This is a genomic window from Corynebacterium mustelae (genome assembly GCF_001020985.1).
GTDB classification, from domain to species: Bacteria; Actinomycetota; Actinomycetes; order Mycobacteriales; family Mycobacteriaceae; genus Corynebacterium; species Corynebacterium mustelae.
In genome coordinates, this window is record NZ_CP011542.1 from 336819 (window position 1) to 358157 (window position 21339).

Annotated in this window: 19 protein-coding genes; 18 read left to right on the forward strand and 1 reads right to left on the reverse strand. The window is 53.9% G+C overall.

From position 1 onward, the window contains the following. The first annotated feature begins 25 nt into the window (after positions 1–25). From CMUST_RS01600 to CMUST_RS01625, 6 genes are all read left to right on the forward strand, one after another. Positions 26–979: a Ppx/GppA phosphatase family protein gene (locus tag CMUST_RS01600; RefSeq protein ID WP_083987386.1), complete on the forward strand. Its 954-nt coding sequence runs from the start codon at positions 26–28 to the stop codon at positions 977–979. Between the two features lie 3 nt (positions 980–982). Beyond that, the gene (locus CMUST_RS15705; RefSeq protein ID WP_052844468.1) at positions 983–2572 is read left to right on the forward strand and encodes a hypothetical protein; all 1590 of its coding nucleotides are present in this window, start codon (positions 983–985) and stop codon (positions 2570–2572) included. Between the two features lie 500 nt (positions 2573–3072). Beyond that, positions 3073–3879, forward strand: coding sequence for a pyrroline-5-carboxylate reductase (gene proC / locus CMUST_RS01615; RefSeq protein ID WP_047261055.1), 807 nt, complete (start codon positions 3073–3075; stop codon positions 3877–3879). Between the two features lie 285 nt (positions 3880–4164). Further along, positions 4165–4365 carry a helix-turn-helix domain-containing protein gene (locus tag CMUST_RS01620; RefSeq protein ID WP_047261056.1) on the forward strand — a complete coding sequence of 67 codons (201 nt, stop codon included), beginning with the start codon at positions 4165–4167 and terminating at the stop codon, positions 4363–4365. Positions 4366–4725: 360 nt separating this feature from the next. Next, complete coding sequence (locus tag CMUST_RS16275) at positions 4726–4827, forward strand: 30S ribosomal protein bS22 (protein WP_003402602.1); 102 nt, start codon at positions 4726–4728, stop codon at positions 4825–4827. Positions 4828–5098: 271 nt separating this feature from the next. Next, the gene (locus CMUST_RS01625; protein WP_052844469.1) at positions 5099–5881 is read left to right on the forward strand and encodes an NYN domain-containing protein; all 783 of its coding nucleotides are present in this window, start codon (positions 5099–5101) and stop codon (positions 5879–5881) included. Positions 5882–6003: 122 nt separating this feature from the next. Here the strand turns inward: CMUST_RS01625 and CMUST_RS01630 are convergent, their stop codons facing one another. After that, a complete protein-coding gene (locus CMUST_RS01630; protein ID WP_047261057.1) occupies positions 6004–7047 on the reverse strand; it encodes an HAD-IB family hydrolase in 1044 nt (347 codons plus the stop codon). Positions 7048–7332: 285 nt separating this feature from the next. On the opposite strand from CMUST_RS01630, the gene CMUST_RS01635 reads away from it, so the two are divergent. The 12 genes from CMUST_RS01635 to CMUST_RS01690 all read left to right on the forward strand — a co-directional run bounded on the left by CMUST_RS01635 (position 7333) and on the right by CMUST_RS01690 (position 21329). Continuing rightward, positions 7333–7548: a glutaredoxin family protein gene (locus CMUST_RS01635; RefSeq protein ID WP_047263271.1), complete on the forward strand. Its 216-nt coding sequence runs from the start codon at positions 7333–7335 to the stop codon at positions 7546–7548. 195 nt (positions 7549–7743) lie between these two features. After that, the gene (locus CMUST_RS01640) at positions 7744–9138 is read left to right on the forward strand and encodes a glutamyl-tRNA reductase (protein WP_047261058.1); all 1395 of its coding nucleotides are present in this window, start codon (positions 7744–7746) and stop codon (positions 9136–9138) included. Positions 9139–9144: 6 nt separating this feature from the next. Continuing rightward, complete coding sequence (gene hemC / locus CMUST_RS01645; RefSeq protein WP_047261059.1) at positions 9145–10038, forward strand: hydroxymethylbilane synthase; 894 nt, start codon at positions 9145–9147, stop codon at positions 10036–10038. Positions 10039–10056: 18 nt separating this feature from the next. Continuing rightward, positions 10057–10875 carry a uroporphyrinogen-III synthase gene (locus tag CMUST_RS01650; protein ID WP_052844470.1) on the forward strand — a complete coding sequence of 273 codons (819 nt, stop codon included), beginning with the start codon at positions 10057–10059 and terminating at the stop codon, positions 10873–10875. A gap of 60 nt (positions 10876–10935) precedes the next feature. Then, positions 10936–11946, forward strand: coding sequence for a porphobilinogen synthase (hemB, locus tag CMUST_RS01655; RefSeq protein WP_047261060.1), 1011 nt, complete (start codon positions 10936–10938; stop codon positions 11944–11946). 134 nt (positions 11947–12080) lie between these two features. Continuing rightward, positions 12081–12662 carry a hypothetical protein gene (locus tag CMUST_RS01660; protein ID WP_047261061.1) on the forward strand — a complete coding sequence of 194 codons (582 nt, stop codon included), beginning with the start codon at positions 12081–12083 and terminating at the stop codon, positions 12660–12662. A gap of 138 nt (positions 12663–12800) precedes the next feature. Continuing rightward, positions 12801–15416: a heavy metal translocating P-type ATPase gene (locus tag CMUST_RS01665; RefSeq protein WP_047263273.1), complete on the forward strand. Its 2616-nt coding sequence runs from the start codon at positions 12801–12803 to the stop codon at positions 15414–15416. 620 nt (positions 15417–16036) lie between these two features. Next, positions 16037–17077 (forward strand): uroporphyrinogen decarboxylase, encoded by a 1041-nt coding sequence (gene hemE, locus CMUST_RS01670; protein WP_083987671.1) that lies wholly within the window; start codon positions 16037–16039, stop codon positions 17075–17077. A gap of 58 nt (positions 17078–17135) precedes the next feature. Further along, positions 17136–18548, forward strand: coding sequence for a protoporphyrinogen oxidase (locus tag CMUST_RS01675; RefSeq protein ID WP_047261062.1), 1413 nt, complete (start codon positions 17136–17138; stop codon positions 18546–18548). A 30-nt stretch (positions 18549–18578) separates the two neighbouring features. Then, positions 18579–19919, forward strand: a complete 1341-nt coding sequence (gene hemL / locus CMUST_RS01680; RefSeq protein ID WP_047261063.1) for a glutamate-1-semialdehyde 2,1-aminomutase — start codon at positions 18579–18581, stop codon at positions 19917–19919. Between the two features lie 181 nt (positions 19920–20100). Further along, positions 20101–20709 carry a histidine phosphatase family protein gene (locus CMUST_RS01685; RefSeq protein ID WP_047261064.1) on the forward strand — a complete coding sequence of 203 codons (609 nt, stop codon included), beginning with the start codon at positions 20101–20103 and terminating at the stop codon, positions 20707–20709. A gap of 17 nt (positions 20710–20726) precedes the next feature. After that, the gene (locus CMUST_RS01690) at positions 20727–21329 is read left to right on the forward strand and encodes a TlpA family protein disulfide reductase (RefSeq protein WP_047261065.1); all 603 of its coding nucleotides are present in this window, start codon (positions 20727–20729) and stop codon (positions 21327–21329) included. Positions 21330–21339: the final 10 nt, after the last annotated feature.

Sequence of the window (21339 nt, forward strand, 5' to 3'; positions counted from 1 at the left end):
CCGTAGACCGTCTAACCTTAAACGTGTGAGATTAGGTGTTTTAGACGTGGGTAGTAACACGGTCCACCTGGTAGCCGTTGATGCGCGACCAGGTGGACCGCCAACACCCATGAGCGATTGGAAAACTACCCTCAAACTAGTTGAGTACTTAGACAAAGACGGCGCCATCGACGACAAAGGAATCAAAAAACTCACCGATTTCGTCGCCGAGGCCGCAGAATTGGCAGATCGTTTAGGCTGCGTTGAGCTTAAGCCATTTGCCACGTCAGCGGTGCGTTCCGCCGTCAATGCTGAGTCGGTTTTAGACCACGTCGAAAAAGAAACCGGAGTGCGGCTAGAAATACTCTCAGGCAAAGACGAGGCACGACTGACATTTCTTGCAGTTCGACGCTGGTATGGCTGGTCGGCTGGTCGGATCACCAATTTAGACATTGGTGGTGGATCTCTTGAAATGACTACGGGTGTCAATGAAGAACCTGACTGTGCCTTTTCCCTAGACTTAGGGGCAGCACGACTAACGCACAACTGGTTTGACACTGACCCACCAGAACGTAAAACCGTCAATCTATTGCGCGACTTTATCGACGCAGAGTTGGTAGAGCCCGCTCAAAGCATGCGAGCACATGGCAATGCTCGCATCGCGGTAGGAACATCTAAGACGTTCCGAACGTTGGCCAGATTGACGGGTGCTGCACCGTCGTCCGCTGGGTTGCATGTAACTCGGGAGTTGACCGCCCCCGGATTACGGCAGCTCATCGCGTTCATAACGCGTATGACAGCGGCCGATCGGGCAGAACTAGAAGGCGTGTCTGCGAGCAGATCCCACCAGATCGTTGCAGGAGCGCTTGTTGCGGAAGCGGCAATGCGTGCGCTGAATATTGAAAAACTTGAGATTTGTCCGTGGGCATTACGCGAAGGCGTAATTTTCCGGCGAATCGAACAGGGCCTAGACCCTGAACGAGAAATTGGGAAGGCATAGACGATGACCGACAAGCAACTCACCGTTGCGGAATTGCTGGCAAAAGCTGGCAAGGAAGGCGCAAGTAGCAACCAGCGAACGCGCCGCCGCCGTAGCATCGAAGACGGCGGCGTTACCGTCGCCGAGCTCACTGGGCGAATCCCGAAAGTGGATGCGAAACCCGCCGAAGCCAAGCACTCTAACCAGCCGCTTGATGCCGAGCCTGTGACGCCTGCAACCGCATCCGAAGCATCAAAAACCGATGAAGCAGGCTACGACGTTTCCCAACCACATGGAGTTGAACCAACCCCAGAAGTTGCCTCGGAACCGCAAACACCAGCCCGTAGCACCACTTTTGGTGGGAATACCGCAGCTGACCTGGAACAAACCACCCAGTGGTCCATCATCGACAACGAATCACCTCAAGATTTCGATGAACCCATTCCGACATCGCAACCAGCGCAGGCAACACCGCCAGCCACTAGCGAAACTCCGGTGCCGAAGCCAACCCTGAAGCCAGTAATGAAGCCTGCCATGAAACCAGCGATGGCGGAACCAGTTGCTTCAGAACCCGCAGTAGAGGAACCAGAACAAGAATCGCCAGCGGTTACCTATGTTGTGGTGGGTGAAGAATCCGAGGCAGAACCAGAAGTCGCCACCACTGGTGTGACCAAACCAGTTCCGAGCAGTGATGAAACCATCGTGTTGTCCGTCGTCAGCGAAGACGACCCAGTGCGGTTGACCACCGGTTCATTCCCGGTTGTTACTTCCGAACAATTCTTTGAAGCACCAGTAGCCGACCTGGCAAAGAATCCTACCGTGGTTTTCCAAGAAGAAACCCCAGCACCATCACCGCTTGACGACGCCGTTGCGCAGGCAATGGAACAAGGACAAGCAGAACTTGATGAGCACGGGTTTGATGATCCAGAACTGGACGAACACGAGTTTATCGAACCGGAACTGGGGGAACCCGATGCAACTGAGGACTATCCCAAGACGGAAGTAATGCCAGCGGCAACCGTTCCTGGCGCTACGCAGCAAAACGACTATGTGGTTGAAGCTGACGATGATACGGAATACTACGACGAAGATTTTGCTGAACCGCACGATGGTCAATACGAAGAGTATTACGACGACGAATACACCGAGTCTGAGTACAACGAAGCTAACTATGAACCAGAAACGGGATATGAGGAACACTATCTCGATGATGGCTACGTATCGGAATATACCGACGAATACGTCGAAGAATACGACGATCAAGATACTGTGGCAGAAGATCCGGAAGATCAAAATCCACCAGCAGTGTCAACCCGCGCCGCCGCCACAATGATCGGCGAGGAAGAGGAACCACTGGAAAAAATGTCGATCATTGCGGTGATCGGCATGGCAATCGCTGGAATCCTCGTTGGCGCGGCGTTGTTCATTGGCTTCCAGTACCTCTGGGCATCTATGGATAAAAAGATCGTCGCAGCCCTAGGCCTAGCGGTCACTATCGCGCTGGTGACGATCGTCCGCGTCATGCGGACATCCCGCGACGGGCTTTCAATGGCGTTAACAGGTTTGGTCGGCCTGGTAATGACATTCGGTCCACTCATTATTGTCGGATGGTAGTCTGACATTTTTTCACTCACACGCCACTAGCCTTACCTGGCTTTTCCCTTCCCAAGCCTGCCAGGTGCAACGGCTAGTGGCGTGTTTTGTTTTTCGTACTTAGCTCAATCCTGATTCCCGGCACTGCGAACTGAGCTAAGGGTTTTAATGATGCGACGTGATTTTTCCGCAGAATTTCCCCTCACGTCAGGTTTTACATCGCCCTGCCATGTAGCAGCCAGTAGGGCATGACCCAACTCGACCTTTTCTTCTTCCCAGCCCACGAAACCAACCACCACACCACAAAAGGTCGAGTTCTTTTTGGAAAACCCGAATCGCTAATCCATATGTGCTGCATGTTTTCCATGCTCAACCCCCTGTGGCTTGGGTCTTATTGTGCTGCAAATCAGGCACGCAGAACGGCTAGTGGCGTGATTTTTATTATTGCGATTTGATTAATAGTTGCAGCTGCCGCAGTGTTCGGAGTGCAACCATGCAGTGTTTTTGGCAAGGTTATCCACATGAGTTCTATTGCAGTAATCGGTGGCGGAAAAATCGGCGAGGCGTTGATCGCTGGGCTGATCGCGGGCGGAACCAACCCGAAAAATATTCACGTGACCAATCGATCTGCGAATCGATCACAGTATCTGCGGGAAAAATACGAAGTGGTCACGTTTGATGAGAACGGTCCAGCCGTCGACGGGGTGGACGTAGTATTCGTCTGTGTTAAGCCACAAGCCGTGTTGAAAGTTGTGGACGAGATCGCCGAAGTTATAGACAACAACGACGCAACAACAGTTGTGTCCATGGCGGCGGGAATTACCACCGCTGCTATCGAAGAAGTGCTGGCCGCAGGCTCATCCGTCATTCGGGTTATGCCCAACACCCCCATGTTGGTTGGTAAAGGAATGAGCGCCGTCGCGCCAGGCAGGTTTGCCAAAGACGAACATGTGGATAAGATCGTCGAATTGCTCGACATGGTTGGTTCGGTATGTGTTGTTTCCGAATCGGATATGGATGCCGTCACTGCATTAGCGGGCTCCTCCCCGGCCTATCTATTTCTATTTACAGAAGCAATGATCGACGCAGGAGTGAACCTAGGGTTTACAAGTGAAGCATCCCGCCTCTTGGCCGTTAATGCCTTCTATGGCGCTGCTGCGATGCTTAAAGAGACTGGCAAACACCCGCAGGCACTACGTGCCGATGTATCCTCCCCAGGCGGTTCCACAATCGCCGCAATTCGGGTTTTGGAAGAAGCTGGTATCCGGGCGGCTGTTTACAACGCCACGGAGGCTTGCGCACGCCGTTCCAAGGAATTGGGTTCATAGAACGCGGCTGAAAACGCCGATTAGTTGACGGCCATTTTCCGGCTTGTGGCTTAAATCACTAACAAATTCATAATTTTTTATACCCCCTTCTCTAAGTCGGAATACTATTCTGTTTCCTGCGCTTTCGTGAAACAACAGGGGTAATTTTCTTTTTCTGAGAGTTATTTTTTGCACACTAGGTCGCACCAGTCACATGTTTCACGCTAAGCTCAATTCAGCACGTGCGTGATACTACTGCGGGAGGGGAAGCCCGCAGCGCGCCACCTGCTGAAGGGTTAGATAAATATGGCTAGAGAAGATAACGGAACCTTCTTAACCGTTGCGGAGGTCGCAGAAATCATGCGCGTCTCCAAAATGACCGTGTATCGGTTAGTTCACTCCGGTGAATTGCCGGCGGTACGTGTGGGACGTAGTTTCCGCGTGCATGAGAAGGCGGTTAACGAATACCTCGACTCCTCTTACTACGAAGTGGGCGAAGTCGGTTAGGTATCACCGTTTACCTCTGTTTAACCGGTTAACAGCACCTTCGTCGTGCGCTCCTTACTTGCCAAAGGAGTTGATGGCGATGGTGCTGTTTTCTTTTTGGGGCCTAAGTGGCAGAAGTTGGGGTATGTTTTGTTCCCGGCAACCACGCTCGGTATGATTAGACCCATTCGTGTCAGCACCACGCCCATGCACGGCTAGTTTGCTACGTTTTGTGGCGGCTGCTTCGCGGGCGAAAGTGCACTTCGACTGCGTGGTGGGCAACAACTTTGGAAGTTGCCTGTTATAAGTTCAAGTCCGTGTGGGCGGCTGACAGGGAAGAAGTACGTACATCTTTCAATTAGGTAAGCGAGGGAAACCGGTATGGGTTCTGTCATTAAGAAGCGCCGTAAGCGCATGTCCAAGAAAAAGCACCGCAAACTGCTGCGCCGCACCCGAGTTCAGCGTCGTAAACTCGGCAAATAATAGCTTTTATGACAACCGCCACCCTCACTCAACACCATTGCGTAAGAGGGTGGCGGTTGTTGTATGTTTAGGATTTTTCTATCGCTAAAAAGATGTTTTGGTGTTTTACGAGGGACAAGTCCTACCTGGTTTCCGGGCGTGGTTAGCTGAGAAGTACCTAGCCACGCTTTTGATTGTGTTATTGGCTGCAATATTGCCAAAAGCTTTCCTTCGTCATTTCCTGTTGATCTATTCTAGGAGCAAGTTTTATGACAGAGGGTAAAGGTAAAAAATGGTCACACGAGTAGGAGTTTACTTCGATGGGTTCAATGTCTACTACGGAGGGAGAAACTTATTTAAAGATAGTCCACTCCAGTGGAAGTGGTACTCGCCTCGTGGTTTAGCAGAATACGTAGTCGATTTTGTTCGAAAGGCTCCGTTTTATTCCAGTGCCCAACGGATTGGGGAAGTTTGGGATTCCATAGAGTTGGAAAGGATAGTCTTTTGTTCTGCTCGCATTTCTGAAGATCGTGATCGTCAAGCAATGCTTGACCAGCTCCAGTTTTTCAATGCTATTCAACATGGTGGCTACGTTGACGATTTAGTGTTAGGGCACTATGTTAGCCGGGTTAAATACGCCCCTTTGGCGCGCTTCGGTGCAAACAAGCGGCCAGAGATATATCACCCTGAGTGGCCGATAATGGTTCAGGATACGACAGGTAAATACCAAAATGATGCCGTCTATCTCGTTTCGTATTTTCATAATGAGGAAAAAGGTAGTGATGTGAATGTTGCCACGCATCTCATGCATGATGCATACGAAAGTAGGATAGACGCTGCTATCATATTTTCTAACGATTCCGATTTATCTCTCCCAATTTCATTTGTTCGCTCGAAAATTCCAGTCGGGATCGTGAATCCCCAAGGGGGAACTCCACATAGGTCTTTAATCGAGAAAGCTTCGACGGAAAACGGAGACTGGCATTGTTATTTAAACCAAAATGCGTTTGTTCAATCTCAAATGCCTCCCAGTGTGGGGAAGAGTAAAATACCTAATGCTTGGAAAGGGATTTGACCTATCTCGATGTATACAGTAGAGTTTTTTCCATAATTCCCCCGTCCTCTTCGGAGGCGGGTTTTTTATTTTAATACCATCACTAAATGTGGTAATTCAGCCGTTATACCCAAACCTACCCGTTACGCTGACTCGTTGGGGGAGCGTCGAAAAGCTTTCCAGCTAAACACAGCAGTGGCCAGTGCTGGAACTCCGAACGTGCGGATTGCTTTGCGCAGGCTGCGGTAGTCGTGGATTTCCCAGCCCCGGCGTTTGGCCTCTTTGCTCAGCTGCCGATCCGGGTTAATGGCAACAGCGGTGCCGACCATGGACAGCATTGGGGTGTCATTGATGGAATCTGAGTAGGCGGTGCAGCGGGAAAGGTCGAGTTTTTCCATCGTCGCTAAGGCGGCGACCGCGTGGCGTTTACCGGGGCCGTGCAGGATGTCGCCCACCAAGCGGCCGGTAAATAGCCCGTCTTTGACCTCAGCGACGGTTCCAAGGGCACCGGTGAAGCCGAGCCGTTTCGCCAGGATCTGGCCGAGTTGGACTGGGGTGGCGGACACGAGCCAAACTTGGTCGCCCGCCGCGATGTGTTTGTCGGCCAGTTGCTTGGTGCCGGGCCAGAGTTTATCGCGCATGTGGGTATCGACGATCTCTTCACACAGGTCGACGAGTTCGGCAACGCTGCGGCCTTTGATGAATTCCAGGGCTTGTTCCCGGCCCTCGGCGACATCTTCGGCGTTTTCCGCGCCGGTGACCCGGAATTTTAGTTGCTTCCAGGCGACTGGGATGATGTCGCCGAGTGAAATGTAGCGACGCCTAGCTAATCCCAGTGCGAAAACGATAAGCGAGGATCCCTGAATTAATGTGTTATCCACATCGAAAAAAGCGGCGGCACCAGATCCGGGAATATCCGATGTGGGAATGTGGAGATGGGTCGAATCGGCGGCCTCATAGGAACCGGAGACGGAATCAAGCCCAGAGGTGAAATCTTTGAGATCGAGGCCGAAAAGCTCACTGGCGGCCATGGCGGCGGCAGCTTCACCGGCTTTCTGCTGGGTGCTGTCGTCGATGGGCGGTAGGGCGCGCTCTTCGAAGAATCGTCGTAGGTTTCCTCGGGTGCTGCTCCAGCTCGCCAGGAAGTCCTCTGGCCGTTCATGCCAGGTGGGTTCACGTTCAGACACGTTGACGACGAAACCTTTCTCATAATGCGCGGATAATGACTAGCGGTTAACGTTCCTGCGGCACGGGTGAAACGTGTTGTGCGTTAGGGCAGGTGACTTGAAACCGGTAGCCTTTATTCATGGTAGTCCGTGATTCTAGTCGGTGCTTTAGCGGGCGGGCTACCATTGCTTAGGTCGTGTCAGAAGCGGCGGCTCACGTGGCATTACGGCGATTTTGGTTATGAGGAACAGCCCTGACGTGATTGCTGAACGAAGGAGGATGATGTGGCGGAAATAGTAGAACTCATGGTGCGAAAAACCTGTGGTTCTTGTGATCGGGTGCGGGAGCAGATTAAAGACGTGATCGCCCAAGCGGGGGTGGAATTTCGGGTATGTGATGTAGAAGACGACCCGCAATTGCAGGTGGAATTTGGCGACCGAGTGCCCGTGGTAGTGATTGATGGGGAAGAATTCGCATGTTGGGAGGTTGATAACGCCGAGTTAGCCAATGCTTTGTTGTGAACTCACCTACCCCCGGCTACGGTGATATGAATCAGAGTAACGTCCAATTTTCAACCAAAAGTTTGAGGCTGGGCTGTTAGTCTTCAATCAGATACCTGGATATGGGTGGAATGTAGTGATCCAACATGAGGTCTTAGATCACTGTCGGTTGGGTGTTGACCGGCGGTTTTCAAGGCGGAAAGCGGTGAAAACGGCGTGAGTGTTTTGGTAGTGGGTATGTCCCACCGCTCAGCACCAGTGGCACTGCTGGAGAAGCTGAGCATGGATGGGGATGCAAAGACCCACACAGCGGCCGAGTTGATCGATCGGCCATCGCTTTCTGAGGCGATGATTGTGTCTACCTGCAATCGTTTTGAGGTGTATTGCACCACCTCAAGTTTCCACACCGGGGTCTCGGATGTGGTGGATGTTTTGCATCGCAAGAGTGGGGTTTCGGTAGAAACTTTACGTGGCTGCTTGTATGTGCGCTACGCGGATGCCGCAGCGGAACACTTGATGGTGGTGTCCGCAGGCATGGATTCGATGGTGGTGGGGGAGCAACAAATTATTGGGCAGGTACGTACTGCTTATCAACAGGCAACAGACGCGGGTACGGTAGGTCCGAAACTGCACAGCCTAGTGCAAGCGGCGTTGCACACCGGCAAGCGGGTACACACAGAAACCGATATTGATACCGCAGGGGCATCAATGGTGTCGTTCGCTTTCGAAGAGGCGATTGCTCAGTTAGGCCCCGTCGATATACACCAACCATTTGCAGGCCGTACCGCACTTGTTTTAGGCGCCGGCGCGATGGCATCGCTTGCAGCGACGCAATTAGGCCGTCTAGGCATTGACGAGTTGGTGGTCGCCAACCGTACCCGTGAGCGCGCGGAGCGCTTGGCGGCGCATGCCCGTGAGGCTGGGGTTGCGGCTCGGGTGGTGGATTTTGCTGACCGGCGGTTAGCGCTGGCTGAAGTTGATATTGCGGTTTCTGCAACCGGGGCCCAGAATTTCACTATCACCCGTACTGATATTCCTTCAGGGCACCCACTGATGTTGATTGACCTGTCGATGCCGCGCGATATCGATGATGCTGTAACGGAGGGGACTATGGCCACTTTGGTAAATATTGAACGACTCCACGCTATTCAGCGCGAAGATCAAGGCGGTGATGGGGCAGCGTTGCGGATCGTTGCCGAAGAGCTGGCTGACTACAGCTCCGCCCAACGGGTTAAAGATGTTGCTCCTGCGGTAACTGCGTTACGACGTCACGCCGCTGAATTGATTGACACAGAGCTTTTACGACTGCAAGGCCGCACCCCCGACATGGCCGATGCGGAGTTCGCAGAGGTGGCAAACACCGTGCGTAGGGTGGTGGATAAGCTGCTGCATCAGCCAACCGTGCGGGTGAAAAAACTGGCGGCCGAATCTGGTGTTGTTAGCTATGAATCTGCGCTACAAGAGTTGTTCGGTTTAACTGGTGAAAGCCAGTCGGTTCGCGTGGAACTTAGCGAGCTGCCAGACGCAGCGACCCTGACCACAGAAACCGCGACGGCTGCCAATACCAGCATTGAGACCCTGCGGCCGCAGCACCAAACCCAAGGAGTATAGTGCCCCATGTCTGAACTTGTCATTGGCACCCGCGGTAGTTTACTGGCCACTACTCAGTCTGGGCATGTGCGAGACGCCCTTGCCGCACATGGTTATGCCGCACAGCTACATACCGTTACCACGGTGGGTGATGTGAATATGGCTCCGGTGGATCGCATTGGGGTGGGAGTGTTTACCCAAGCACTGCGGGACGCACTTTTTAGCGGCGAATGTGACATAGCAGTGCACTCGTTCAAAGATCTTCCGACCGCAGCAGACCCACGCTTTACACTCATTGTGCCGCCACGTGCGGATATGCGTGATTGCCTTATAGCCCGTGACGGATTGACCTTGGCACAGTTGCCACCCGGCGCGGTTATTGGAACGGGTGCGCCGCGCCGTATAGCGCAGCTTAAGGCGTTGCGGCCCGATATCGTTACTCGCCCGCTTCGAGGGAATATTGATACCCGCATGGCAAAAGTTTTATCTGGTGAGTTGGATGCGGTGGTGTTAGCCTATGCGGGGCTTACGCGGGTAGGGCGGGAAAGTGCTGCCACGGAAGTTTTTGATCCAGCTGTGTTTTATCCCGCACCGGCGCAGGGGGCGCTGGCGGTGGAATGCCGGGCTGATGATTTGGCAGCCTATGCTGCTATATCCTCGATTGCTGACGGGCAAGCGTTTGCCTGTGCGACGGCAGAACGGGTGGTTCTTAATCGTCTGGAAGCTGGGTGCAGTGCCCCTGTCGCTGCCTTTTCGACGATTCAGGACGGCCAGTTGGAAGTCACTGGCGCGGTGGTTTCGTTGGATGGACAGGTGGTGTTGACTGCCACGCACACTGGGCTGCCTGCACAATCAACCGCTGTTGGTGAGGCGGTGGCGCAAGAATTAATGGAGCAAGGTGCAGCAGCCGTTTTGGGTTGAAAGCGGGTTGGATAGCGGATGGATAAACCGCTTTCGGGTTGGCGGGTGCTGGTGCCTCGGGCGCGGCACCAAGCGCAGCAGATGGTCGAGTTGCTGGAATCTTGTGGGGCGACAGCGGTAACTGTGCCAACCATTGAGATTGCGCGACCGATTGATGAAACGCCGATTCGGCAGGCGGTCTTGGAGTTGATCGCTGGGGAATTTACGTGGCTGATTTTAACAAGCGGAAACGCTGTGACCGCACTGAAAAAATATGTGGTGGAGGCGGCCTGGTGCCAGCACGTGCATCCGGGTGAGGTCATCGCTGCGATCAACCGCGGTACTCACGTGGCGGTGGTGGGTCGAAAAACCGCCCAGGCGGCACGTGACCTCGGATTTGAACCGATCTTAAGCCCACCGATTACTGAACAAAATGCGGCGGGTCTGGTTTCAGTTTTCCCCCCAGCGGATGTGCAATCTGGCGGGGTGGATACTCGGGTATTGCTGCCGCGAGCAGATATCGCCACTAATGTGGTGGCCTCTGGGGTTACAGCACGCGGATGGCGGGTAACAGATGTTATTGCGTACCGTACCGTTGCTGCTGCACCACCATCACCGGGTGTCATCGCAGCGGTACAAGACGGCGACATTGATGCGATATGTGTCACTAGTGGTTCCACTATCCGAAACTTGGTGGCGGCTACCGGAAAACCTCATCCTGGCACCATGATCGCTTGTATTGGCCCAATGGCAGCGGCGGCGTGCAGGGAATGCGGGATACGGGTGGATGTAGTGCCAAAAGTCGCCGAAATACCGGCGCTTATCGACGCCCTGGCTGCGGCGGCGCGTACCCGGTAGGCGTCGAAAAGCGCTAGCCGATTGGCTAAAGTGACACCCATACGGAAAGGACCAGTCCCCATGAACGTTCAACCCCCACTTCGGCGACCCCGCCGGTTGCGCACTACCGCGGCCATCCGTGACATGGTTGCCGAAACCCGACTTGATGCCAGTGACTTTATCTACCCGCTGTTTATCGCCGATGGGATTACAAACCCCCGCGAGATTTCTTCCATGCCTGGTCAATATCAACACACCCTCGACTCGCTTACCCGGATCGTTGCTGAGGCCATCGAACTGGGGATCCGCTGCGTTGACCTGTTTGGGGTACCAAAGCCCGAAGACAAAGACGCAGAAGGAAGCCACGCCTGGCAGCCAGACGGCATACTCAACCGGGCGATCCGGCATTTGCGGGACACCTTCGGAGACGACATTCTCATCATGGCCGATACGTGTCTCGACGAGTTTACCGACCACGGACACTGCGGTGTACTTAGCACCACCACTCGCGGTGAGAGTGTAGTGGACAACGACGCCACCGTCAGGTTCTACCAAAAAATGGCTTGTGCTCAAGCAGATGCAGGGGCACATATTGTAAGCCCATCGGGAATGATGGACGGACAAATCCGTGCTATCCGCACCGCATTAGATGAAGCTGGACACCAGGATGTGGCCATCATGGCATACTCCGCAAAATACGCATCCGCCTTTTACGGACCATTCCGCGATGCGGTAGGTTCCTCATTAGAAGGCGACCGGCGTACCTACCAACAAAACCCAGCGAATACCCGAGAATCCTTGCTGGAAGTACAATTAGACATCGACGAAGGCGCAGATTTTGTCATGGTGAAACCCGCGATGCCCTATCTGGATGTTCTCACGGAAGTAGCGCGTACTGCCACTGTTCCCGTTGCCGCCTACCAAGTCTCCGGCGAATACGCCATGCTGCATGCTGCGGCACGGTCCGGCTGGCTGGATTTAGAAGCCACCATGCTCGAGTCGCTTATTGCGATTAAACGAGCTGGGGCGAACCAGATACTCACCTATTTTGCACTGGATGCGGCCGCGTACCTTAGAGCCAACCACAAGTAATGAATCATTGTTTGTTAGGCTCGAAGGAACGACGATAGACGCGGGATAAGAAACTGGCACCGGCCGAAACTGATCCCGCGTTATCGGCGATGAAGAAATACACCACCAACATATTGTAAGGAAACGACAGCTCGGTGACCCCACCTACAACACAACCCGCTAACGAACAGCCGGAGACCAGGCCAGCCGCAGTCAGCCTGGTGGTCAAACTCTGGATGTTGGTTATTGCGTGCGAAGGACTGCACCAGATTGCCAACATTGTCTTGGGGTTATATAGCCGCGACGAACGCGCTGCACTTTATGTTGAAAACCTAAAAAGCGCGGGAGATCAACCAATCCCCAACAAAGACCTCATAGATACGGTTTTGACCGCATCCATCTTCGGAGTGGGACTTCTCGCCCTATTGATCTTGGTAGGCGTTGGATTTCTTGTGCGCAGTTTCAGCAAACCAGGCGAAAACGCCAAACTGTCGCGCCGGGTTTTAGGGTATTTCGGATTGTATTTTTCCATCAGGCTGATTTTGGTGTTCTTCACCGAACCCGTTAGTTCGGTACCGGTGCAGCTTTTTGCCTTCGACGGCAGCATACAAATCTTAAGCGGTGTTGCCGCAGCGGTGGCCTTGATCTTTGCCGGGCGGGAGGAATCCCTCACGTGGGTGGGGGAGACACCTTTGGGCGCAGCATCGTCCAAGACGCCACCTAGGCGGCGTCGATAAGCGGCAGGAATATGCGAGGAGAACCATAGTATGGCCCAGGACACCACCGGGAGTGCTGGTGATACAACCGCACATGCAGCCTCAGCCACGCAACCCGAAATGCCACCTATAGATAATTCCGTTTCTGGTGGGGAAACTATGCCCAAAACAAATATTGAAGCGACAAATAACCTGGTAAGCAACGCGATTTCTGCGGCCAAAGATGCCGCGAAAAGTGCGGGTATTAATCTGGCCATCAATCCGAACCAAGACCCGGACGAAGCCGCAGCTGAGGCAATCCATATCGGACGCACATCTTTCGCCTTTGAACTTGACGGATTAGAGAGCGCGGCTGCAGTAGGGGAGCTGGAAGAAGCTCTTAATGACTTAGCCGGAGTTGATGCTCGGATTGTTTACACATCCAAGATGGCGTGGATAACCGCGCAGCGCACAATCGACATTTCTGTGATCGAGGAAGTGTTTCGAACGTTCGGGATCGACGCCACCTTGACCGATTCTTCGCTTAGACGCCGCATGGCATGGGCGGATGTGGAAGAAGGACGCTATAACCGCTCCCGACAGCGTCACCGCAGGCGACGGTATTCAACCACCCGAACATCTGCCCGTAGACAGATAATGGAAGAAGACCGTGCGTTGGAAGCCGCCCGTAAAGCAGGGTTCTTAGATGGCGCTGAAACCCGGGTGGAACCTACGGAACCCACCGATGTGCTTTTTACAGCCCGAAATCTTCTAACCAGACGGCGGTTGATAATCACGGTTTTGTTTAGCATCCCTGTGGTGGCTATCAGCTACATTCCGTCGGTGCAGTTCGACGGGTGGCAGTGGGTCATTGCTGCACTAGCCTTGCCGGTGGTCACCTATGGGGCATATCCGTTCCACCGGGCTCTCATTGGTGGTTTGCGGCGCGGAATGTCAGCGCTGGATGGTGCGAGCTCACTGGCCATTTTATTGGCCTATATTTGGTCAATAGCGCTTATGATTGTCACCCCGGTGGGGAACCGAGAATATCGGGCAGAGTCGGAGCTCGTTGCCATTGATCCGATATCGTTTGAAAACGGTGCGCTGTTTTTTGACGTCGCCTGTGTGATGACCATTTTCCTGGTGGCAGGGCGAATTTTTAGCCGCAAGGCGCGCACAAACCTGGTGGATCAATTAGCAACGTATAAACCTGCACCAAATAGCACCGCCACCCTGGTGAGCAAAATCAGGAAAACCGGGCAAATATCTGAAACAGAAGTTCCCATTCAGAAACTAAACGTCGGTGATGATATCGTCGTCCCACCTTTTGGCATCATCCCCGTCGATGGTGTTGTTGTTGGTGGATCCTCCGTGCTCAATGCCACGGCACTCGGAATTGGAAATATTGCGGCAAAAGTAAACGCCAAGGTTTACGCTGGCTGCGTTAACGGCGAAAAGGCGTTGAAAATTCGGGTGGTTTCTACCGGGCACCGCACCTGGTTAGCCGCAGTAAGCCGATGGGTGTGGCTATCATCTATGCAGCAACATCACCTGGATGCGCTTGCTACAAAAACCGCATCGTTTCTCGTGCCATTGGCGTTGGTCATAGCGGCCACCGATTTCGCAGTGTGGGCGTTATTTACTGGAAATATCAACCAAGCATTCGCAACTAGTTTGGCGGTGCTGGGCTGTGTTGCACCAGTAGCGTTAGCGGTTTCTGCCTCGGTAGCGATGCGCCACGGCATTGAAAATGCGGCCCGGAAAGGAGTGTTGCTTCGCAACGCCGCCACCGTTAGGCAATTAGATAGGGTAGACGCGGTTATTTTCAACCGGGTAGGTGCACTGAGCGAAGGAGAAATGACGGTGGAAACCGTCACAGCTGATCGCGGGGAAAACCCCGATTTGGTGCTGCGGGTAGCTGGCGCGCTGACTCTTGAATCGGATCACCCCGTCTCACGTGCTTTGGTGCGCGCCGCGCGGGAATCCCGTGACGCCTCCTCGGATACCTCCATCCCCGGTTGGATCGAAGTAAGTCACGTGGAGATCGACGAACTTGGTAGCTTCACCGGCATGGTGGAAATCCCAGTGGCGGACTCTGATGGATACATAGAAATGCGCAACGTCGAGGCTAAATTATGGCGGCCCCGTAACCTTTCCGACCTTCAGGGACGGTTGGCCGCAGCCGCTGTCTCTGGTGGCACCCCGTTGGTTGTGCGGTGGAAAGGGAAAGACCGAGGCGTTATCACCTTGCATGATGAAGCAAAGGCGGATGCCACCCAATCGGTTGACGAACTGGAATCGATGGGAATCGAAACGATGATGCTCAGCCGGGATACCTATCCAGTGGCACGCCGGTATGGAGATACGGTGGGTGTTTCCCACGTATTGGCGGGAATTCAACCTGGCCAAAAGGAACAAACCGTCCGTAGTGTGCATAACCACGGCGCGATTGTGGCCATGGTGGGCGACGAGTCAGTGGAGCACTGCTTCCGGGTGGCCGATATCGGTGTGATGGTGGGAGCCATGTCGAGCCTGTCTAGTCCCGCAGCCCTGGAAGGAACCGCCGCCGACGTGGTTCTTCTGGATAATAAAACCAGCCCGATCCCGTGGCTGTTTTCTGGTGCGCGTCGTATGGCCCGGTTGATTAACACTAATTTCCTGTTTGCTTGGGTGTATAACGGTGTGGCAATTGTTGCCGCCTGCCTTGGTATTTTGCACCCAATGCTAGCTACGGTTTTGATGTTGGCATCATCATTGGTGATCGAATTTAGATCCCGGTTATCTAGAACCTTCTAAAGCGGTATTCGAGAGCTTGGCTCCTATCTGGTGCTTGTCGACGCCCGCCTGTGGGTTGGTGTGGATCATACGGTACGAAACCAGCGCATTGAACTGGTGCTTTTGATTTGTGGGGATGACTTTTTGTACTAGTTTTCCCTAAGTCAGGTTTTTGCACATCCCACTAAAAGCAACGGCTAGTTGCCGTAGCCAAGTTCCAACTCGACCTATTCTTCTTGCGTACCGTTGAAACTAACCACCACACCACGCAGAGGTCGAGTTGCTCTTAGATAACCTGTGCCGATTATTCTCCTAGCTGGGGATTTGTCTTGACTAACCCCTCAATTTCAGCATGAATGTTTTTGCAAGATAGTCAGAACTTTTCTACGACAAAGCGGGTGTTTCGGATAGCGGACACTGATATTGTCCAGTACTTTTCGTCGCACCCCTGCCTGTAGGTTGCATCTCTGGGGTGGATGTGGCTGGGTAGACGTGGTGCGTGGTGTAACAAAGGTTGAGCTTGCTTTCCAAAAGTTGGATAACCGGGCATACTTTTGGCTATGTTTGCTTCGTCTGATCTTCACCCTGTAGTTATTAGCCCTAGCCCCAAACGGCGACTGTTGCCACAAGCGCCGTTGAATATGGTTGCCGCCGCCACCCCAGAACGGGGTGCTATCCAACCGCCGCGCCGCCCAGTGTGGTTTATGCGGCAGGCTGGCCGCTCACTTCCGGAATACCGTCAGGTGCGCCGTGGGGTAGATATGCTGGACTCGTGTTTCATGCCAGAGTTGCTAGCGGAGATTACCCTTCAGCCGGTACGGCGGCATGATGTAGATGCCGCAATTTTATTCTCCGACATCGTTGTGCCATTAAAGGCGGCGGGGGTTGCCGTCGATATTGTTCCTGGTCGCGGCCCGGTAATGGCGCAGCCGATTCGAGATGCCAGCGATGTAGCGAGCCTTCCTATTCTTAGTAGTGATGTGCCGGAAGTGGCGGCGGGTATAGAGATTATTGTGGCGGAGTTAGAAGATCACCAATCGTTGATCGGGTTTGCTGGGGCGCCGTTTACCTTAGCCAGCTATCTAGTCGAGGGGGGTCCGTCACGCAATCATGAGAGAACTAAAGCGATGATGCATGCGGACCCAAAGTTGTGGCATGCCCTCATGTCGAAATTAACCCATAGCATCATTAGGTTTTTACAAGTCCAAATAGATGCTGGAATTGATGCAATGCAATTATTTGATTCTTGGGCGGGTTGTTTGACCCAACGAGATTACCGGGAGTTTGTGTTGCCGTATTCTACCCAGATTCTTAGTGCGGTGGCGGCTGCGGGAATTCCACGGATTCACTTCGGGGTGGGAACTGGTGAGCTTTTAGCGGCGATGAGCACTGCTGGTTCTGAGGTTATGGGCGTGGATTGGCGGGTGCCATTGGATTCAGCGGCGCGTCGAATCGCTGCTGAATCCGGCCCTAAGGTACTTCAGGGAAACCTGGATCCCGCAATGTTATTTGCTGGTGATGCTGTTGTCCGTGCGGAGATAGCGCGTATTTGTGGCGAAGCTGATGCCGCCATTGCTGAAGGTAACGCAGTTGGGCATATTTTCAATCTGGGGCATGGCGTATTGCCGGACACTGATCCCGATGCGATCACTCGTGCGGTAGCGATGATTCACGAATACTGAGTAGGAAAAGACTACACTTAAGACTCTTTATTGGCGAGGTTTTACACAAAGGGGAATTATGAAAATAGCCATTATTGGTGCGGGGCTGGCAGGTCTTAGTGCAGCGTGGCAAATTCACGCCTTAAATCCCGACGCTGCGGTCGATGTTTTTGAAGCCACTGACCGAATCGGCGGCAAGCTTTATACCGTTGCATTCGCGGCAGGGCCGACAGATATGGGGGCGGAAGCATACCTTGCGTATCGAAAAGACGCGACGGAATTTTTTGCCGAACTTGGTTTAAGCGAAAGCCTAGTAGCGCCATCGGGGTTGCCCTCACAGATATATTCTGGCGGTAGCTGCCATGCGCTGCCCACAGACACCGTGATGGGTATTCCGCGCGATGCGGCGTCAGTTGCCACGCTTGTCGACGCCGCCACCGCCGAACGCATCACCGCGGAAGCGGCCGCGCCACCGCTTGAGTGGGTGGCGGGTGAAACCGACATGACGGTCGGGCAATTAGTCCGCCAGCGGTTCGGTGACCAAATAGCCGATCGAATTGTTTCCGCATTGCAAGGTGGGGTGTATTCGGCAACGGCGGATGATCTGGGGCTTAGGGCAACACTGCCGCAGGTAGCGCAAGCGCTTGATGAGTTAGCTGTAGCTGGTCAGCCCGTGACGTTATCTGCTGCGGTGACCGGGCTGGTGAACGCCCGCAACGCACAATCGCAGAGCTACAATTCGCAGGTTTTTGCGACGTTTGCTAACGGTTATGCCGAATTGTATGAGGCTCTGGCGGAACAATCTCGGGCGCGGATACACATTGATGCGTTCATATCTTCGGTGACAAAAACCCCGAATGGCTTTGCGCTCAGTGGGGCAGGTGATGGTGTGTACGATCACGTTATTTTCGCCACCCCAGCGCCGACGACGGCGATGTTGCTGAAAACAATCGCCCCAGATGCCGTTGCGCCGCTGAAGTCCATTCGATTAGCCTCCAGCGTGGTGGTTGGTATGAAATTCGCTGATGATACCGGTTTGCCGGACTACTCCGGGATCCTGGTAGCTGCCGACGAGGAAGACATCACGGCTAAAGCCTTCACCTTTGCGTCGAAAAAATGGCCGCATCTAGCTGCCCGCGGTGGGGCATTGGTGCGGGCTTCCTTTGGTAGGTTTGGCGATGATGCTATAACCCGTGCCGATGAGGATTATCTTGTTGACTGCGCTTTAGATGATCTCCAGAAGATTACGGGGTTCGATGGTCGTGCTGCCGGATTGGATGAAATCTATGTGCAACGCTGGTTCGGAGGCTTACCAGTATTTTCCCCAGACCATCCTGAGGCTGTTGCCGCTGTGACTGCAATCATCGATCGCACTCCCGGCGTCTCGGTGACCGGTGCGTGGTGCGCTGGGGTCGGTGTGCCGGCCGTGATCGAACACGCCCGTGCGACCGCCCGCAGTGTTGTATCCGGTGCCGGTGACCCCACAAGCTAACTTATCTAACGAAAAGCGAGTGATTTTCTCATGACTGATACCACCTATAACGACGCTTTAACCTCGTCGAATAGCGCCCGTTCGGCGGAGTTAATGGTTCGGGCCAAAGCCAGCATTCCCGGTGGCGTGAATTCCCCAGTGCGGGCGTTTGGTTCGGTGGGCGGAACGGCTCGGTTTATCGCCGCAGCTGCTGGTTCCCGTCTGATCGATGTCGACGGCAATGACTACGTTGATCTGGTGAATTCCTGGGGGCCGATGATTCTAGGAAACGCCCATCCAGAAATCCTCGCGGCGGTGTCAGAAGCCATGTCTTACGGCCTGTCCTTCGGTGCCCCCACCGAGGCGGAAATCGAATTAGCCGAGCTGATTATCGCGCGTACCAGCGTGGAAGAAATCCGTATGGTGAATTCCGGAACGGAAGCCACCATGTCGGCGGTTAGGCTAGCACGTGGGTTCACGGGGCGGCCGAAGATCATCAAATTCGATGGTTGCTACCACGGTCATGTTGATGCACTGCTCGCGGCTGCAGGTTCTGGGGTCGCCACGTTTGCGCTGCCTGATTCCCCAGGCGTCACTGGTGCCAGTGCCGCCGACACCATCGTGGTTCCATACAACGACATTTCCGCCGTGGAACAGGCGTTTGCGGATAACCCTGGACAGATAGCGGCGGTTATTACCGAAGCTGCTGCTGGGAACATGGGTGCGGTTGCTCCCCGCGACGGTTTCAATGCCAATCTAAAGAAGATATGCCACGCCAATGGCGCGTTGCTGATCTTAGACGAAGTCATGACCGGGTTCCGCACCTCCTATTCCGGTTGGTACGGAATAGACCACGTGGCGGGCGACTTAACCACCTTTGGAAAAGTGATGTCCGGTGGTTTGCCCGCAGCGGCGTTTGGCGGACGTAAAGACATAATGGAATATCTCGCCCCGGTTGGGCCGGTGTATCAAGCAGGCACTCTATCCGGCAACCCGGTGGCGATGGCTGCAGGTAAGAAATCGCTAGAGCTTGCCACCGAAGATGTATACACCACAGTGCGTGCACACGCCGACATAGTGGCAGGTCTGATTCATGATGCCCTTTCTCGATACGGAGTGGAACACCATATCCAACGGGCAGCAACCATGTTTTCCATCCGATTCGCACCAGAGGCTGGCTATAATTTCGCTGATATGAAAGCGGCCGACACATTCCGTTACGCGCCGTTCTTCCATACCCTGCTCGATCATGGGGTGTATGCACCGCCTAGCGTGTTTGAGACCTGGTTTGTTTCCGCAGCCCTTGGCGACGATGACTTTGCTCGCATTGAGAAAGCACTACAGCCAGCAGCGCAGGCGGCTGCTCGGGCAACCGCAACCCCAAGCAGTTAACCGAACCCCAACATAACTACAATCTTGAAACCTGTGATGCGGCATCGCTCTTGTTACTTCGCATCGCTTAGCTCTTATTCCCCATAGTTGTCTTAAGATGCTAACGATGCGAAAAGTCGGGTTTTTGCTCAACTCACGGTAGATTCGTTGACGTACTGTTTTTCGTTTTCTGGAAGGTACCATGAGCACCACCATCATCCACTTGGTTCGCCACGGCGAGGTCTACAACCCCGACCGGATTTTATACGGGCGTATCCCGGACTATCACTTGTCGGCTCGCGGTGAATCCATGGCGGCCAAAACCGCCCAGGCTTTTGTAGGCCACGATGTGGCGCTGGTGAAAAGCTCTCCGCTAGAACGTGCCCAAGAAACCGCTGCGCCCATCGCGGATGTCACAGGCTGTGAGGTAGTCATCGACGACCGGTTGCTGGAAGCGGGTAACCGCTTCGAGGGATTGAGAGTACGCTCGTGGCGCTCCCAACTGTGGAATCCGGTGCGTTGGCCACTCATGTGGAATCCCGCGTTGCCAAGTTGGGGCGAATACTACATCGACATTGCCGATCGCATGATGGCTGTTATCGCAGAGGTGCGCAGCCAAGTTGCTGGCCGGGAGGCAGTGTTAGTCTCGCACCAACTGCCAATTGTGTGTGTGCAGCGTACTGTGCTGGGTAAAAGTCTGGCGCACAACCCAGCCACCCGAATCTGTGACCTAGCAAGCGTCACGTCACTGGTCTTCGATGGTGCCGATTTAGTAGATTACCGCTATAGCGAACCAGCGCAGGATATTTAAAAGGTTCTAGATACACTATGGCTTTTCGACGACCCCAACGTGCAGCTTTAATGGCAACCCTGCTCGTTACTGCCGCATTGACCGGCTGCAGTGCAGATGACACCGCAGGTAAAAACGCCGTCGCCGTTGGCGGCACTTTCCAATTCCACTCCCCAGGTGGTGAAACCGTCATCACTTATCCTGAATCAGAACGCGGTGTCATCGGTGATTTCAGCGGGCCGTCGCTTGCATCCGATACCGAAATCATCTCGCTGGCTGACTATGACGGAAAAATCGTGGTACTTAACGCCTGGGGGCAATGGTGTGGACCATGTCGCACCGAGGTGGATGACTTACAAGAAGTCCACGAATACTTGGAAAAAACCGGCGGCAGCGTCATTGGCATCAACGTTCGAGACACCAAAGCAATTGCCCACGACTTCATGGTGGATAACGGACTTACATATCCCAGCATCTACGACCCACCTTTTAAATTGGCTGCCCAACTAGGGGGACTGCCCGCAGCGGTCATTCCCACCACCGTGGTGTTGGATACCCAACACCGACCCGCCGCAGTTTTCCTTAAAGAAGTCACCGCAGCGGAACTACTCGAGACCATTAAAACCATAGAAACCAACTAAAGGTGAGCAT

Excerpts from the sequence above, each read along its gene's own strand:
- CMUST_RS01675 (WP_047261062.1), top strand. The coding sequence starts at position 17,136 with ATGAAAATAGCCATTATTGGTGCGGGGCTGGCAGGTCTTAGTGCAGCG.
- CMUST_RS01685 (WP_047261064.1), top strand. The coding sequence starts at position 20,101 with ATGAGCACCACCATCATCCACTTGGTTCGCCACGGCGAGGTCTACAAC.
- hemE (WP_083987671.1), top strand. The coding sequence starts at position 16,037 with ATGGTTGCCGCCGCCACCCCAGAACGGGGTGCTATCCAACCGCCGCGC.
- CMUST_RS01620 (WP_047261056.1), top strand. The coding sequence starts at position 4,165 with ATGGCTAGAGAAGATAACGGAACCTTCTTAACCGTTGCGGAGGTCGCA.
- CMUST_RS01665 (WP_047263273.1), top strand. The coding sequence starts at position 12,801 with ATGCCCAAAACAAATATTGAAGCGACAAATAACCTGGTAAGCAACGCG.
- proC (WP_047261055.1), top strand. The coding sequence starts at position 3,073 with ATGAGTTCTATTGCAGTAATCGGTGGCGGAAAAATCGGCGAGGCGTTG.
- CMUST_RS01650 (WP_052844470.1), top strand. The coding sequence starts at position 10,057 with ATGGATAAACCGCTTTCGGGTTGGCGGGTGCTGGTGCCTCGGGCGCGG.
- CMUST_RS15705 (WP_052844468.1), top strand. The coding sequence starts at position 983 with ATGACCGACAAGCAACTCACCGTTGCGGAATTGCTGGCAAAAGCTGGC.
- CMUST_RS01625 (WP_052844469.1), top strand. The coding sequence starts at position 5,099 with ATGGTCACACGAGTAGGAGTTTACTTCGATGGGTTCAATGTCTACTAC.
- hemL (WP_047261063.1), top strand. The coding sequence starts at position 18,579 with ATGACTGATACCACCTATAACGACGCTTTAACCTCGTCGAATAGCGCC.
- hemB (WP_047261060.1), top strand. The coding sequence starts at position 10,936 with ATGAACGTTCAACCCCCACTTCGGCGACCCCGCCGGTTGCGCACTACC.
- CMUST_RS16275 (WP_003402602.1), top strand. The coding sequence starts at position 4,726 with ATGGGTTCTGTCATTAAGAAGCGCCGTAAGCGCATGTCCAAGAAAAAG.
- CMUST_RS01690 (WP_047261065.1), top strand. The coding sequence starts at position 20,727 with ATGGCTTTTCGACGACCCCAACGTGCAGCTTTAATGGCAACCCTGCTC.
- hemC (WP_047261059.1), top strand. The coding sequence starts at position 9,145 with ATGTCTGAACTTGTCATTGGCACCCGCGGTAGTTTACTGGCCACTACT.
- CMUST_RS01635 (WP_047263271.1), top strand. The coding sequence starts at position 7,333 with ATGGTGCGAAAAACCTGTGGTTCTTGTGATCGGGTGCGGGAGCAGATT.